This window comes from Niallia taxi, from assembly GCF_032818155.1.
Lineage (GTDB): Bacteria > Bacillota > Bacilli > Bacillales > Cytobacillaceae > Niallia > Niallia taxi_A.
Genome location: NZ_CP102589.1, coordinates 1,931,059 through 1,945,936, shown reverse-complemented (window position 1 = coordinate 1,945,936; position 14,878 = coordinate 1,931,059). Strand labels below are relative to the sequence as shown.

Annotated in this window: 18 protein-coding genes; 6 read left to right on the top strand and 12 right to left on the bottom strand. The window is 37.7% G+C overall.

Translation table 11 applies throughout. The features are described from left to right. The first annotated feature begins 132 nt into the window (after positions 1–132). Positions 133–717: a MerR family transcriptional regulator gene (locus tag NQZ71_RS09620; RefSeq protein ID WP_144452938.1), complete on the top strand. Its 585-nt coding sequence runs from the start codon at positions 133–135 to the stop codon at positions 715–717. 72 nt (positions 718–789) lie between these two features. Here NQZ71_RS09620 and coaW read toward each other — a convergent pair whose 3' ends face one another. From coaW to NQZ71_RS09600, 4 genes are all read right to left on the bottom strand, one after another. Next, positions 790–1,590, bottom strand: coding sequence for a type II pantothenate kinase (gene coaW / locus NQZ71_RS09615; protein WP_260054843.1), 801 nt, complete (start codon positions 1,588–1,590; stop codon positions 790–792). Positions 1,591–1,651: 61 nt separating this feature from the next. Next, the gene (locus tag NQZ71_RS09610) at positions 1,652–2,128 is read right to left on the bottom strand and encodes a glutathione peroxidase (protein ID WP_144452934.1); all 477 of its coding nucleotides are present in this window, start codon (positions 2,126–2,128) and stop codon (positions 1,652–1,654) included. Between the two features lie 5 nt (positions 2,129–2,133). After that, on the bottom strand, positions 2,134–2,682 hold the full coding sequence (locus NQZ71_RS09605) for a hypothetical protein (RefSeq protein ID WP_317010513.1): 549 nt from the start codon (positions 2,680–2,682) through the stop codon (positions 2,134–2,136). Positions 2,683–2,741: 59 nt separating this feature from the next. Continuing rightward, positions 2,742–4,412 (bottom strand): formate--tetrahydrofolate ligase, encoded by a 1,671-nt coding sequence (locus NQZ71_RS09600; protein WP_317011740.1) that lies wholly within the window; start codon positions 4,410–4,412, stop codon positions 2,742–2,744. A gap of 410 nt (positions 4,413–4,822) precedes the next feature. Between NQZ71_RS09600 and metA the strand changes: the two genes are divergently transcribed. Next, positions 4,823–5,731 carry a homoserine O-acetyltransferase MetA gene (gene metA / locus NQZ71_RS09595; protein WP_144452929.1) on the top strand — a complete coding sequence of 303 codons (909 nt, stop codon included), beginning with the start codon at positions 4,823–4,825 and terminating at the stop codon, positions 5,729–5,731. Between the two features lie 93 nt (positions 5,732–5,824). On the opposite strand, the gene NQZ71_RS09590 is transcribed toward metA, so the two are convergent. After that, complete coding sequence (locus tag NQZ71_RS09590; protein ID WP_317010512.1) at positions 5,825–6,523, bottom strand: AIM24 family protein; 699 nt, start codon at positions 6,521–6,523, stop codon at positions 5,825–5,827. Between the two features lie 135 nt (positions 6,524–6,658). On the opposite strand from NQZ71_RS09590, the gene NQZ71_RS09585 reads away from it, so the two are divergent. Then, positions 6,659–6,865 (top strand): DUF3892 domain-containing protein, encoded by a 207-nt coding sequence (locus NQZ71_RS09585; protein ID WP_144452925.1) that lies wholly within the window; start codon positions 6,659–6,661, stop codon positions 6,863–6,865. Between the two features lie 82 nt (positions 6,866–6,947). Here NQZ71_RS09585 and mntR read toward each other — a convergent pair whose 3' ends face one another. The 5 genes from mntR to NQZ71_RS09560 all read right to left on the bottom strand — a co-directional run bounded on the left by mntR (position 6,948) and on the right by NQZ71_RS09560 (position 11,823). Continuing rightward, entirely contained in the window at positions 6,948–7,373 is a 426-nt protein-coding gene (mntR, locus tag NQZ71_RS09580) for a transcriptional regulator MntR (RefSeq protein WP_144452923.1), read from the bottom strand. Between the two features lie 220 nt (positions 7,374–7,593). Continuing rightward, positions 7,594–9,753 carry a type IA DNA topoisomerase gene (locus tag NQZ71_RS09575; protein ID WP_275005661.1) on the bottom strand — a complete coding sequence of 720 codons (2,160 nt, stop codon included), beginning with the start codon at positions 9,751–9,753 and terminating at the stop codon, positions 7,594–7,596. Positions 9,754–9,878: 125 nt separating this feature from the next. Continuing rightward, entirely contained in the window at positions 9,879–10,856 is a 978-nt protein-coding gene (locus NQZ71_RS09570) for an aromatic acid exporter family protein (RefSeq protein ID WP_144452919.1), read from the bottom strand. A 2-nt stretch (positions 10,857–10,858) separates the two neighbouring features. After that, positions 10,859–11,158 (bottom strand): hypothetical protein, encoded by a 300-nt coding sequence (locus NQZ71_RS09565; protein WP_144452917.1) that lies wholly within the window; start codon positions 11,156–11,158, stop codon positions 10,859–10,861. 377 nt (positions 11,159–11,535) lie between these two features. After that, positions 11,536–11,823 carry a hypothetical protein gene (locus NQZ71_RS09560; RefSeq protein ID WP_275005666.1) on the bottom strand — a complete coding sequence of 96 codons (288 nt, stop codon included), beginning with the start codon at positions 11,821–11,823 and terminating at the stop codon, positions 11,536–11,538. Positions 11,824–12,222: 399 nt separating this feature from the next. Between NQZ71_RS09560 and cspD the strand changes: the two genes are divergently transcribed. Further along, complete coding sequence (gene cspD / locus NQZ71_RS09555; protein ID WP_119547134.1) at positions 12,223–12,423, top strand: cold-shock protein CspD; 201 nt, start codon at positions 12,223–12,225, stop codon at positions 12,421–12,423. Between the two features lie 41 nt (positions 12,424–12,464). Here the strand turns inward: cspD and NQZ71_RS09550 are convergent, their stop codons facing one another. Together NQZ71_RS09550 and NQZ71_RS09545 are read right to left on the bottom strand one after the other, a co-directional pair. Next, complete coding sequence (locus NQZ71_RS09550) at positions 12,465–12,674, bottom strand: zinc-finger domain-containing protein (RefSeq protein ID WP_225314677.1); 210 nt, start codon at positions 12,672–12,674, stop codon at positions 12,465–12,467. A 50-nt stretch (positions 12,675–12,724) separates the two neighbouring features. After that, positions 12,725–13,378, bottom strand: a complete 654-nt coding sequence (locus tag NQZ71_RS09545) for a reverse transcriptase-like protein (protein ID WP_144452914.1) — start codon at positions 13,376–13,378, stop codon at positions 12,725–12,727. A gap of 178 nt (positions 13,379–13,556) precedes the next feature. On the opposite strand from NQZ71_RS09545, the gene NQZ71_RS09540 reads away from it, so the two are divergent. Both NQZ71_RS09540 and NQZ71_RS09535 read left to right on the top strand, forming a co-directional pair. Continuing rightward, positions 13,557–13,970 carry a reverse transcriptase-like protein gene (locus NQZ71_RS09540; RefSeq protein ID WP_260054841.1) on the top strand — a complete coding sequence of 138 codons (414 nt, stop codon included), beginning with the start codon at positions 13,557–13,559 and terminating at the stop codon, positions 13,968–13,970. Beyond that, positions 13,960–14,871 carry a DMT family transporter gene (locus NQZ71_RS09535; protein WP_317010511.1) on the top strand — a complete coding sequence of 304 codons (912 nt, stop codon included), beginning with the start codon at positions 13,960–13,962 and terminating at the stop codon, positions 14,869–14,871. Before NQZ71_RS09540 ends, NQZ71_RS09535 begins: the two co-directional genes overlap by 11 nt. Positions 14,872–14,878 lie beyond the last annotated feature (7 nt).

Below are 14,878 nucleotides of genomic sequence, written 5' to 3'. Positions count from 1 at the left end.
AGAAACTAATAATCAACAAAACTAGACAAACCTCGCTAAAGGAGAAAATTTTTCTATATCGAACTAGTATTAAAGTCGATTCGTTTTTGTTTTTGGTCTTATTAATCTATCAAAACAGAAGGGTGATGAAGCATGATGTTGGAACAAGAAAAGGAAATAATCGCTGCCAAAGAGGAACTTTTATTAAGTGTAAAGGAAGCAGCTGTACAAATTGAAGAAACACCTGGAGTTGTGCGCAACTGGCTCAGGGAATTGAAAGGTGTTATTCCAACTATCGTTGGAGAGCATGGCTATCGCTATTTTGACAGCAATGCAATGGAAGTATTGGAAAAGGTAAAAAGAATGCGTAATGACGATAAATTATCACTAAGAGAAATTGAAGAAACACTAAACGATTCTCCACAAGCTCCGATTCTGCTGCAAACAGATGAAACAACAGAAAAGATTTTAGAAGAATTAACAGCAACAAAAGAACAGCTTCAACTGCAAATTAACTTTAATTCTGTTCTAGTTGAGCAATTGAAGAAGCAGCAAGAGGAAATGGACCGCCAACAAGAATTCATTGAAACACAAAAAGAGCAAATTTCCGCCTTAGCTCTTGCTGCAGATAGACCGTTTGAGCATACTTATGGTGCAAGAAAAACGAAAGAGGAACAAAAGGAAAAGGAAGTGCCAGTAAGAAGAGGATCGTTTTTCCGCTTATTTTCTTTCCGTTAACACCAAAATAGGATGATGGAATTTGTATAGACGCTTATCACCTCTATATAAATTCCATCATCCCTTCTTTTTTTACTCTATTGCTAAAAACGCTCCAATCGCACCGCAAAACTGTCCATCCTGCAGAAAAACCTGTTTTGTAGGAAACAGATAATCAAATGAAGTAATTATCTTTTGCAATGGTTTATTACCATAAACAGCACCTCCTGCATAGACAATCTTATCCACTTGATGAATGGTATTTGCTTGTTGTGTTAACAGAACAATCGTTTCAGCTACCATTTGAAATAAAGCCGAAATCCCATCCTCTTGACTTCCATCAGCCTCTTGTCCTTTGCCAAAATTACTGGCAGTAAGGTTGCCATTAACTCCAATATCTTCTTTGTCATATAAGTCTTTAACAAGCAAATCAAGCTTGTTATGCTTGCCTTTTGCAGCAAGGTCTGTAATCGCGGAAAAATTCTGTTCGTTTGCCAGCATGGAAGACAAGCCTATAATCGTTCCACCACCGATACCACTGCCTAAAATCCGTTTATAGCTAGTTTTATTTACGTGAAACCAGGAAGTGCCTGTTCCCATATTGACAAGGATAAATTCCTCTTCACTGTTTGGGTTCTCCTTTTCCTGAAGCCATTTAGCGCCATTACACACTGCATCAAACTCAGAAACAATTAGTGCGTCAGGAAAATGCATGGATTGCAAATAGGCGGCTTTACTACCTGTTAAAGCTATCCGCTCCCACTTAAACAGCTTAAGCCAGCCCATCGCTGCATCCATTTCTGTGTTTGCATACTTTTTAAAATGAATTCTGCCCTTATCTTTATAAGCCAACTTTATCATCGTTCCACCTGCATCAATCCCAATTACAGCCAAGTTCCTCACCTCTATTGAAAAAAAAGGAAGAACAGATTGCTCTATTCTTCCTTTTGAATTATTATAATAATTTTTCAATATCCTCTTTCATCTCTAAAGGAGATGCATTTGGAGAATAACGCTTCACAACCTTGCCTGAACGGTCTACTAAAAACTTTGTAAAATTCCATTTAATCGCCTTAAGACCCATTGCGCCAGGTGCTTCTTCGCTTAAATGCTTATATAAAGGTGCGGCGTTTTTTCCATTCACATCAATTTTAGCGAACATCGGAAAGGATACTCCGTAGTTCATTTCACAAAATGACAGAATCTCGTCCTCGCTGCCTGGCTCTTGATTCATAAACTGATTGCAAGGAAAACCAAGCACTTCAAGTCCCAATTCCTTATATTCTTCAAAAACGGATTGAAGCTCCTTAAATTGAGGAGTAAATCCGCACTTGCTCGCAGTATTAACGATAACTAGAACCTTACCTTCGTATTGATCCAGTGACACTTCTTCGCCAGTGATTTTCTTTACTTCAAAATCATAAACAGTCATCCTTATCATTCCCCTCTTCCTAAATCGACCAGCAGCATCTGTCTCTTTAAGCCTGCCAAAGTAGCCAGCATATAATCTGTCATTTCGGCTAAATCGTCTATGTGGCCTTCTGTAACCAATCTGCTGAAAACGATTGTAATATGATTAGTTACTATATTATCAGAAGCGAAGGGCTGATAACGAATTTCCTGCTTGATGATTTGCTCTGTTCCCCAAATTTTTTGAAGCAAGTCCTGCAGCAATTCTAGAAGCTCTTGTTTGTTTTCGTGTCTTACTACAATTGTTAACTTTACATTAGCACCAACTAAAGCGAGCTTGTCTTCCAGTTCTAGAAGCTCAGATGCTAAGTTTTCTAAAGAGGCGTACAGTGAAAATATCATTTGGGCATTTTTTTGGTCGCTTAAAGCGAAGGCTAGATGGAATTCACGAGACATTGTGCTCATGTTAAGCATATCTTTTCTATCTAAAATATTAATAACTCCTTCTAGGTCTTTATCATAGAGGAGGCCTTCGATCACTGTTTTTAAATTATCGTATGCCGTTGGATCAAACATATAAATTCTCCTTTTAAAAAAGCGCAAATAGTTATATTTGCGCTACTTTGTTCACTACCTTAAAACAGGCCGATTGCTTTTCCATGTTCATTTACGTCCATTTTCAGTGCGGCAGGCTGCTTTGGCAGTCCTGGCATTGTCATTACATCTCCTGTCAAGGCAACAAGGAAGCCTGCACCAATGCTTGGCTTCAGCTCTCTTACTGTAATAGAGAACTCCTGTGGACGTCCAAGTAGTGATGGATCATCTGAAAGGGAGTATTGGGTTTTGGCCATACAGATAGGGAGGTTGCCCCAGCCAAAGCCTTGAAAATCCTTCATCTGCTTTTTCGCCTTTGTGCTGAACTCTACATTGCTTGCGCCATAAATCGTTGTAGCAATTGTTCGAATCTTTTCCTCAATGGATGCATCAAGGCTATAACTATGCTGAAACTCATTTTTGTCTTGCTCGATGATTTCCAATACCTTCCTAGCAAGCTCGAGTCCACCAGTTGAGCCCTTTTCCCAAACCTCTGTCAGTGCCACTGGAATACCTTCCGCATTGCAAAGCTCCTCAAGCACTTCGATTTCCTTTACACTGTCTGTATAAAACCGGTTGATGGCAACTACAAATGGCAGGCCGAAGCTTTTAATACTGTCAACATGCTTTTGCAAATTCGCAAATCCTTTTTTCAGCGCGTCAATATTTTCTTCTGCCAATTCAGACTTTGCTACGCCGCCATGCATTTTCAATGCTCTTATTGTAGCAACGATAACGACAATTTCTGGATTGATTTGTTCATTTCTAGCTTTGATATTTAAGAATTTCTCAGCACCTAGATCTGCTCCGAAGCCTGCTTCTGTTACAACATAATCAGCTAGCTTGCTTGCAGCTGCAGTTGCAATAACACTATTGCACCCATGCGCAATATTTGCAAAAGGTCCGCCGTGAATGATTGCTGGTGTATGCTCAAGCGTCTGCACAAGATTCGGCTTCACAGCATCCTTCAACAGAAGTGTCAATGCACCCTCAACACCAAGCTCTCCAACTGTTACAGGCTGCTTATCTATGTTATAAGCGATAACCATCTTAGACAGCCTTACCTTTAAATCATTTAAGTCATGTGCCAGGCACAATACAGCCATAATTTCTGAGGCAACCGTAATATCAAAACCATCTTCGCGCGGAACACCTTGTAATGGCCCACCAAGTCCGATTACTACTTTTCTTAAAGCACGATCATTCAAATCAAGGGCCCTTTTCCAAACAATGCGCCTTTGATCAATTTTCAGTTCATTTCCTTGGTGGATATGGTTGTCCATAAGTGCTGCTAATGCATTGTTGGCAGTTGTGATAGCGTGAAGGTCACCTGTGAAATGAAGATTAATATCTTCCATCGGCATAACCTGTGCATAGCCACCGCCAGCTGCACCACCTTTAATGCCCATTGTTGGTCCAAGTGAGGGCTCTCTCATCGCAATGGCTGTTTTTTTATCCAGCTTTTGCAAAGCATCGCCAAGGCCAACTGTAACAGTTGATTTTCCTTCTCCTGCTGGTGTCGGATTGATTGCTGTCACAAGGATAATTTTCCCTGATTTATTTGCGCTTATTTGCTCCAGCTTTTCAGATGAAATTTTCGCTTTATATTTTCCGTATAACTCAAGATCATCGATTGTTAATCCAAGTTTTTTTGCTATGTCCAATACAGGTTCCATACTTGCCTGTTGTGCAATTTCAATATCCGTTTTCATCATGTAAGCACCCTTTCAAATAAATTGTTCTTTTTGAATTCATGGCAAACTAATAGAGAGCTTTTTATCTATTTTTATGTATACTTTCCTTAACTATTTTACAGATTAACGAATAAAAATAAAAGAAAATTAATAAAATGTTCGCCTTTCTCTTGAAAAGGAACGTCAAATAAAAAATAGATGTGCTTAAAAATGCTGAAAAAAAACTATTTTCACACATTTCCTGCAATTGTATTGCGGCAAACCGAAAGGAAACTTATAATAGGCTATATGTTTAAAACAACCAACAATTAAATTACTGGAATACTACAATAGCTTTGCTTGTTGTCCTATTAAATATTCCAGTGCAAGTAAAAGCCATACTAACTCACAACATGCAGAAATAAGGAAAAAACAGGAGGCGAACCATTATGCCTATTAAAATTCCACAGCTGCTGCCAGCAAGGGAAATTCTCGAAGAAGAAAATATTTTTATAATGGACGAAACACGAGCAAAGGCTCAAGATATCAGGCCATTAAATATATTAATTCTTAATTTAATGCCAGAAAAAGAGAAAACGGAAGTTCAAGTGCTAAGACTTCTTGGGAACACGTCACTTCAAGTAAACATCTCACTCGTTCGGACTGCATCCTATCACTCCAAAAACACAAGTCCGTATCACTTAGAGCAATTCTACACAGATTTCCAAGCTATTAAAGGAAATAAGTATGATGGCATGATTATTACAGGAGCTCCTGTTGAATTAATGAGCTTCGAGGAAGTCCAATATTGGCAAGAGCTTACTGAAATTATGGAGTGGACTAAAACAAATGTAACCTCCACCCTGCATATTTGTTGGGGCGCACAGGCCGCCTTGTATCATCACTTTGGTATAAAAAAATACGAGCTTGACCAAAAATGCTATGGAATTTATTCTCATGAGGTTCTTAAGCCATCTGAAAAATTATTGCGCGGCTTTGATGACAGCTTTGTGGCACCTCATTCTAGGCATACGAATGTCACAACACGAGAAATTAATGATCATCCAGAGCTGCAGCTTTTAGCAGCATCAGATGAAGCTGGTGCACTTATTATTAGTGGAAACAACGGAAAACAAATAATGATCACTGGCCATTTGGAATATGATTCTTCCACACTTGCAGAGGAATTTAAACGCGATAAAGAAAAGGGACTAGATATTCATCTTCCTCTTCATTATTTTCCAAATAATGATCCAAGCAGGAAACCACTCAATATGTGGCGTTCTCATGCACATCTGCTGTTTTCAAACTGGCTGAACTATTATGTTTATCAAGAAACTCCATACGAATGGAAATGAAAGGCAAGTAAAGTATAAAAAAGGGATATTTCTTTCAATCTGTATACATTCCGTACACAGTTTGAAAGAATATCCCTTTTTTAAGAACAATCATTATCCATTGTTATCCCCGCTAAAATAAACCTCTTCAAATGGCTGAATAACAACAAAGCCTTCGCCGCTGAATTTCATTTGAATCGATTCACCGCTGCCTCTTCCGAAGAATGTTTTCAAGGATACATCTGTTACAAATTCTGGCTGCAGGCTTCCTGACCATGCCACTGTTGCATTCGGATCAGTGAAAACTGGCTTTGATGGCGTCACTCTCAAAGTAAGCGGCTCATAATGAGAGGTAATGGCAATCATGCCTCTGCCTGACAAACGAATGTTGAAAAGTCCCCCTGAGAGCATGCCAGCAACCTTCCTCATCAGCTTAATATCCCAAGAAACAGAAGGCTCAAATGCTAGCAGATCATTGCCATTCACAAAAATGGAATCATCATACAAATTTAAAATGGAGATTTTTTTCCCTTGATCTGCAAGATACAGCTTGCCCTCACCCTCTGCCTTCATAAGGGAGGCACCTTCACCTGTCAATGCTTTTTTGAACATCTTCCCTATTCCATGCTCCAAAATTCCTTCTCTTGTAAACTTAATGTTTCCCATATACGAAACCATACTTCCAGATTTCGCCCAAATTTTGCTCTCTAAATTCACTTCAAGCATGCGCTGTGTTTCCAATTCAAACAGGCCTTCGCCTTTATCCTGCTGTTCAGTTTGGTTTACAAAATCCTGCAAGGTATATCTGTTCATATGTATGATCCCTCTCTTTTTTAAGCTTCCTTCCTATAAATACGTATGGTAGGTAAAAAAGTTTCATGATTAATTTGTTTCTTTTCGAGCATACTAAGCGATGATTTTTAATTTTTTAAAGAAAGGATAGATAATATGGAAACAATCGTTGCTGTGGAAAGAAATCATGCAGGGGAAATAATAAGCTTCAAAACATCTGATGATAGAATTATCTCTTACCGTAAAGCGGTGATGGAAGCAGCAGAAGGCTCAATCAGCGGGGTTAAGCTGTCAGAGACAGGCTTAGAAGAAGGCTCTTCTATCACAATAGAGGATACGTTTGAGGAATTTCCAATGATTTAAACAAACATACATAGGAAAAGAGGGGCTAGACATAGAGACACGCTTTTTTGCCATGGAGCAATAAAATATGTCTCTCGCCATTTTAATCCAGGTTCTCGTTTTTTTGCTGGATAACTTTTAGCTCCTCGATTCTTTTTGAATCTTCCTGAAAATATTGGACTAAATCTCCAACACGATCGATTGCATCCCAGCTTAAATGATGTTCAATTCCTTCTACATCTTCGTAAATATTTTCCTCTTTCACGCCGATTATACGCAGAAGGTCTTCAAGTAACTCATGACGGAAAACTAATCTTTGTCCAATTTTTTTACCTTTTGGGGTCAAAATCAGCCCTCTATATTTTTCATATACAAGATATTCGTCCTTATCCAGCTTTTGAACCATCTTTGTAACAGAGGAGGGGTGTACAGACAAGGCTTCTGCAATATCTGATACTCTTGCATATCCTTTATCTTCTATCAGTTTGTAAATTTGTTCAATATAGTCTTCCATGCTGGGTGTTGGCATATATGACCCTCCTAATTTTGCATATACTCTCAAACACTTGCCATGTTTAGCTAAACAGAGCTGTATTCGTTCGATTTAACCGTTGCCCCCCTTTACGTTAAAGCTTTTTCGCGAAACGCAGGTAGGCGGAGCAGCGGCATATCCTTTAAGCATTTTACTATATAAAAATTGTTGAAACAAGCATTGTTAGTGATGCCACTGTTTTTTGAACAGACATATGCTACTTTTTGCTTGCGAAATCCATTTGCCAGCTAAAATAATCATTGTCTGTATTTTTTACATATTTTAAAATAGCATCAAATTTATTTCCTTTTTTGCTTGTTAGTCCCTTAACCTCGGCAGACCCGTTCTTTAGAATTGCCTTTACCATAGTTTTGGTTGGTTTTTTCTTAAGTGCTGCTAAAAACTTATCATTTTTCCAAATTACAAATTTACAGCCCTGTTTCCAGTTACTGCAGCCAAATCCCTTTTGCCCCTCTATCACTTGATGACCGCAGACTGGGCATTTACCTAAATTCTCTATTTTCCTTTTTGTATAGGATACCTCTTGTATGGTCACATCTTGCTCATGCTTGATTTTTTCAACAGAGTTCTTTGTAAATTCGCTAATAAGCTGCAAAAAGGCTTGTTTAGAGTATTTACCTTTCTCTATATCATAAAGAGATTTTTCTAACCTGCCCGTGAAATCCAAGTTAAACAATTCCTTAATTGGAAATGTTTCAACGAGTGTTTTTCCTAAATCCGTGCAAATCAAACTTTTGCCTTTTGCTTCAATATAGCCGATATCCTTTAGCTTCTTAATTGTTTCTGCACGGGTAGCAGGTGTGCCGATGCTAAAGCCGCTTAATATGGACATAACGTCCTCTTCCGTATCACTAAGTGCATCGATGTTTTTGCCGCAAGTTTCCATGAGACGTAATAGTGTTTTTTCTGTATGCTCCTTTGGGGCCTGTGTCGTATGGGTGGTTGTTTCGATTTTTTTGACATCCACTTCCTCCCCAATGCCAACAAACGGCAGAAGCACATCCTTTGTCTTAATGTTTTCTGCTTTCTTCCAGCCTTCGACAAGCTGCACTTTTCCTTTAGTATGAAACGCACCAGGCAGACTCGTATCTTTAATTTTTGTAACAATTCTTGTTTCCTCATATTCAGCTACAGGCATAAACTGCATCAGCAGTCTAGTTTTAATTGCCTCATAGACTTGTTCCTCATCGTTCGTCAGCCTTTTCGGAATAAGATAGGTCGGAATAATGGCACTATGGCTTTCTACTTTTTTATTATCAAAAACTCTTTTGGATGCATAAAATTTTATGTCATCTTTATAAGGTAAGTTTGCAGATATGGCACTAACGACCTTAGCAGTTTTACCTATTAAGCTTTCCTCAAGCGCCATGCTTGCCGTTCTTGGATACGTAATATATTTTTTTTCATACAGACCTTGTGCAACCTTTAAAACCTTATCAGCCGTCCAGCCTTTATATTTGCTCGTAATATAGCCTTGAAGATTCGATAAATTGAACAGTAACGGCGGATACTCTTTCTTTTTCTGGACTGTTTTGTCTGCTACAAGTCCTTTTTTGCCGGCAATTTGTTTTTGCAGCTGGTCAAGCTCTTCCTTCGTTTTAAACTTGTCTTCTTTACCGACTGTATAAATCCCCGTATATTTGCCTTCTGTGCTTGAAAAGGTCCCTTGAAGCTTAAAATAATCCTCTGGTATAAAGTCTCGTATCTCCTTATCCCGATCATAAATTATCTTTAAGGTCGGAAGCAATACACGACCGATATTAAGTGCTTTACCTTTGCCCTTCTGGTATTTTAATGTTGTAACAGATGTAAGGTTAATCCCTATTAGCCAATCTGCCCACTGTCTGCTGACACCAGCATCCTGAAGTGGACGCATTTCACTGTTTGCCCGAATTTGCTCAAGACCGTTTAATACTTCATCTGGTGTCCACTCATTCAAGAGCAAACGATATACGTCCTTATCTGTCCGCAGATTATAAATAATACTGTCACCAATGATTTGTCCTTCTCGATCATAGTCACAGGCAGATATAATCGCAGTAACGTCCTGTCTTCTCATGAGCTGTTGAATTGTCCGCAGCTGTTTTTGTGCTCCCTTATCAGGCTTTTCCCGATTGCGCGGATCACTTTTCACCTTATATTTAAAGCTTTCCGGTATAAATGGAAAGTTATCCATTTTCCATGTCGCCATTTTTTCGTCGTAATCTTTCGCATCGTTTAACTGCAGCAAATGGCCGAATGCCCATGTTATGATATAGCCATTTCCTTCAAAATAGCCGTCTTGCTTGTTTTTTATTTTTAATGCATCTGCAATATTTTTTGATACAGATGGTTTTTCAGCCAATATCAATTTCATGTTATCACCTTTTTTATTTGCTTTGTCCAAAAATTAGGGCCTTCCCGTTTGCGATAAGCAAACAAAAGATTCTATTAAACATCCAATTCATGTATGTTTAATAGAATCTTCCCTTAACCATTATATCAATTATACGCTACCTTCAGTGACTTTTTCACCTTCAAATACTGTTCAAGCTCCTTAAGCACGTAATAAAGCTGTGCTTGTTCGGCAAACAAATCCCAATCCTGCGGCAAATCCTGCGTCTTTATTTCTTCCTCCAGCTTTTCCAGTTTGCTTAAAAAAAGCTGTGCTGTGTTTCCTGGATGGACGCAAAGGCTCAGCTCCTCCAGAAAATCAGCGATGGAGTGCCGCTGCTCTGACAGGCTGCTCACAGTCGTTACCTTCGCGAAAAGTCCTTCTATTATTTCAAGCTGTTTTTCTCTTATTGTGAAATACTTATAATAATAGTTTTCTTTTCTTGTAAAATGGTTTTCTACGTCTCTGTATGCAAGCGATTTTGCTATTTGTACTTCCTTCGCTGTTTGCGTGAGCTTTTGTTTATAATCAAATGCTATTTCATTCGTGCGTAAGAATTCAACCATCCCTTGCAGCATTTCCTGGAAATCCTTTTCAATTTTCTTCTGATAGGTCTTCATTTCCTTATCGAGGCTAGGCATATAGCTGTTTACTAGAAGTGCTGCACCTATTCCAATGACAATAAGCGCAAACTCATTTTCTATCACGGCCATATTAATATGGCCTGCCGAGTAAATATGAAGAATGATGACAGTACTAGTCACAACACCTTCATTTACTTTCAATAGAACAGTCGCCGGAATAAACAGCAAAAGCAGCATTCCAATCACATATGGCTTATAGCCGATCAGTTCAAAGAATACATAGGAAAAAGGAATGGCAAGCATACATGCCACAAATCTAGCGAATGCGCTGTGCAGCGATTTTCTTTTTGAGTTTTGCACACATAGTATCGTGATGATGGCAGAGGATACGAAGAAATCCAAATTGCACAGCTGGGCAACAGTAATCCCTAAGCTTACTGCAACAGCAGTCTTGAAGGTGCGGTAGCCTATCTTATATTTTTTTAATAAGCTTATGATCATGCTTAATCACAACCTGTAACTAATAGATCATCCTGTAAAGAAACTAACTTCGCATTAATTGAAATTTCATCTCCAGTATTCACAAACAATGATACGACAGAACCGCTGAATGGAACTTCTACTTTTTCTAAGTCTCCATTAGCTGTCTGAATTGTCAGGATTGTTTCCCATTCATAAAAATAGGCATTTTCCTTAATGAAAATATCCTTCACTATTCCAGCAAATGGGCTCAATATCACTTGGTCTTCTTTGGAAATTTCATAATACGGACTTTGACTGTTCTTTACAATCGTTTCAATCATTTTTTAAAATCTTCCCTTTTAAATTTTTTGCTCCATTTGGTTTGATGGACGAGCATCTAATCCAGATTAAATAACAGCTTTTATCATGTTAATAAAAACACATTTTCATCTACATTTCAATGGTTTCCATCATTATTCCCACATGTTTTTTTATGGTAAGCCTTTCATTGCAAACAAACAAAAAAAACTAGCTCTTAGCTAGTTTCAACAAGTGACAAAAAAGAACAGAATACTATAAAATTATAGAGCAGTTCAGGTACAAAAAAAAGGATGGCTGGACATAATAGTGTTTCTCTAAATTTTTTTCTCCATCTGTCAAAGTTGAAATAATATCCTTGCAAATGTACCAAAAAATTGTCTTCACACTAAGCGAACTTTCAAGCATCATATTTCTTGATAGATTTCTCGGATTGAAGATACCATTTATCTCTTTCTACAATATTAGCAACAGTTAAAATTAATGAAGGTATTTTCTCAACCAAAAATACAATCAAACCGATATTCTTGTTCATAATTACAAAGGATTCGCCATGGGAAAATGTAGTGAGTTCCTTGCCAAGTTGGAGAATGCTCCTAACTATCGCCTGCTTGCTTTCATCTTCCAACGTAATATTTGGCGAAAAAAGCAAAATCCAGTTAGCATTTTCAATTGAAAACCGATACATACTAATCACCTTCTTTGATTGTCTTCATCAAAAAACAACTAGCAAAAAGCACACATCTGTGATACTAACTGTACTACTTACAAAAAACGTTATACCTGTCATTAAATTGTTATGTGCACGACAATAAAATTATGTGTGATAAATTGGTTCATACACTCTTCTACCATAATACTTGCTAATTCCTAAACTAAATTTGTATCCGTTTACTTTTAATTCATTTTTTAAAATTCTTTTTATGAAAAAACTCTATGAAACCTTGACTCTATTGGGTTATTCATGTATATTATAGACATCATTTAACAAAATTCTGAAAATATCGTTTTCTATAATATTTTGTTCTATGAGAATATTTATTTTTCAGCACTAATGTGTCTTGAAAGGCTTAGGAGGAAACTTAACATGCAAAACGGTAAAGTAAAATGGTTCAACAATGAAAAAGGCTTTGGATTCATCGAAGTTGAAGGCGGAGACGATGTATTCGTTCACTTCACAGCTATTCAAGGTGACGGTTTCAAATCACTAGAAGAAGGTCAAGAAGTTTCTTTCGAAATCGTTGAAGGAAATCGCGGACCTCAAGCTGCTAACGTTACAAAACTATAATAAAAAAACGAAAAGCAACAATATCCAAGAGCTGGCTTATGTCAGCTCTTTTTATCTTCCTCTTTAACCTTCCCCGCAAGCATATCACCGTATTTTTTTATTTCAAGTCCAACCGTGCATTCTGATATACAAAACCGATGTGCATGCCTTTTTCCTTTGTCTGTTTTGTTATGTTCATACAAAAAACAGCCTTTACAATAATCATTCATCAAGTTTTCTGCACGCTGCAGCCATTTTTTTCTATCACTCACAAAGCAATCTCTCCTCTTTTTACATCGTAAACAAAATACTTAATATATCTTTATATAATTTGCATTTTACTGTATATTCTTTTTTCAGCAAGGGCCTGTGTTGCCAATTTATCTGCTTCTTTATTTTCGTTTCGACCGATAGGTGTATAAATAGCATTGATTTTCAAATCAGAAAGCTTTTTTTCAATCCGATCAAGCCATTTATTAAGCGCCTCCTCATAACATGGCCATTCACCAGATAATTGATTCAGTACAACTTGGGAATCACCCTTAAATTCACAGGTTACTCCTTTGACTTCTAATTCCTCTAATAAATTCAATGCATGGTAAAGGGCTGCATATTCAGCTTCATTATTTGTTTCCATCTCATGAAACAATTCATTTGCCCGAATCCTGTATTTCTTTTTGCCCTGATTAAAATAAAGAATTACCCCAAGCCCTGCAGTATTGGTTTCTTTCCGATATCCGCCATCAAAGAAAATCGTAAAATCATGCGGTTCCTCTTCCACTTCTGCATGAAGCTTAATCAGCTCCTTTAAACTCCATTCTGTCCCGTTTTCATCATAAAAAGTCAAATCAATGCCTTGCTTGCTCTTCTCTAAATCTTCACCGATTACAATAGCCGTAGATTGAACAACCCAATCAGATGTAAAAAACACTTCTTCCTTTTTTACGCGGTATCTATATTCAAGCTTATATTTCATATGAAAGCATCCTTCCTTCATTTAAATACTGTTCCATAGGGTAAAGTAAAGGGTATAATAAAATGGCTTCCCAATATAAATCCATATAAGATAATGTTATGTAGTTTGGCTCCTTTTTATAGCTTAAAAAGCTTGCCATTACCTGAATAATCATACCAGAAATTTTGGAGGTTTAAAAATGATAGAAGTCTACATCGATGGTGCAAGTGCTGGAAATCCCGGTCCAAGCGGTGCCGGCATTTTCATTAAAGGGCATGGAAGTGCCGAAAAATATTCTATCCCACTTGGCAGCATGAGCAACCATGAGGCTGAATATTATGCGTTAATTCACGGCTTGAAAATCTGTTTAGAAAAAAACTACAAATCAGTTAGTTTTCGGACAGACTCTAAAACAGTCGACAGCGCTATGGATAAGCGATTTGCCAAAAACAAAACGTTCGCACCACTTTTAGAAGAAGCATTGCTTTTAGCAGATAAACTCGACCTGTTCTTTATTAAATGGATTCCAAGCGGTGAAAATAAAACGGCTGATGAACTGGCAAGAATAGCCATTCGCAAAAATAAACCGGAAGGAAAAAGCCGTGATTTCTAAAAACAAACAGGCAAACATACTATTGCTTGCCGTTGCACTTATTTGGGGCTCCACCTTTGTTCTTGTACAAAATGCTATTTTATTTCTGGAGCCGCTCCAGTTTAATGGCATTCGTTTTTTGATTGCATTTTTATTTTTGTTGCTTTGGCTTCTTTTGTTTCATTGTCATCTCCTGAAGGAACTAAAATCATCAACTGTTGTCGCGGGAGCTGTGCTTGGTTTTTGTTTATTTATAGGATACGCCTTTCAAACAATAGGGCTGCTATATACTACTTCTTCCAAGGCTGGATTTATAACAGGACTAAGCGTAGTGCTAGTTCCGTTGTTTTTATTTTTGTTTTTCAAACAAAAGCTCTCTGTCAATAGTACGATAGGCATTGCCTTCGCCACAGCTGGACTCTATGCCATAACAATCGGGTCAACCATGTCACTGAATACCGGAGATGGGTTTGTCCTTATATGCGCTGTAGGCTTTGCGATGCAGATAGTTTTAACAAGCACATATAGCAGCAAGCATTCTGCCCTTCTGCTGACAATTATGCAAATTTTCACAGTAGCTGTGCTTTCCTTTACCGGAAGCCTTCTTTTTGAGGATTGGAACGGATTAAATGGACATAGCATTGTTCAAGCAGATGTATTGCTTGCATTGGTCGTCACGTCTATTTTTGCTACAGCACTTGCCTTTGTTATTCAGACATCCCTGCAAAAATATACAAGTGCTGCAACTGTTGCGTTGATTTTTTCGACTGAGCCTGTATTTGCGGCCGTCACTGCTTATTTTTTTGCAGGAGAAAGGTTAACAGTAAGTGCATTTGTTGGTTGTTTACTAATTTTATTTGGCATGATTGTAACAGAATTACCGCAGCAAAAGTTCAGACCATTATTAAAACATAAAACATAAAAAAATC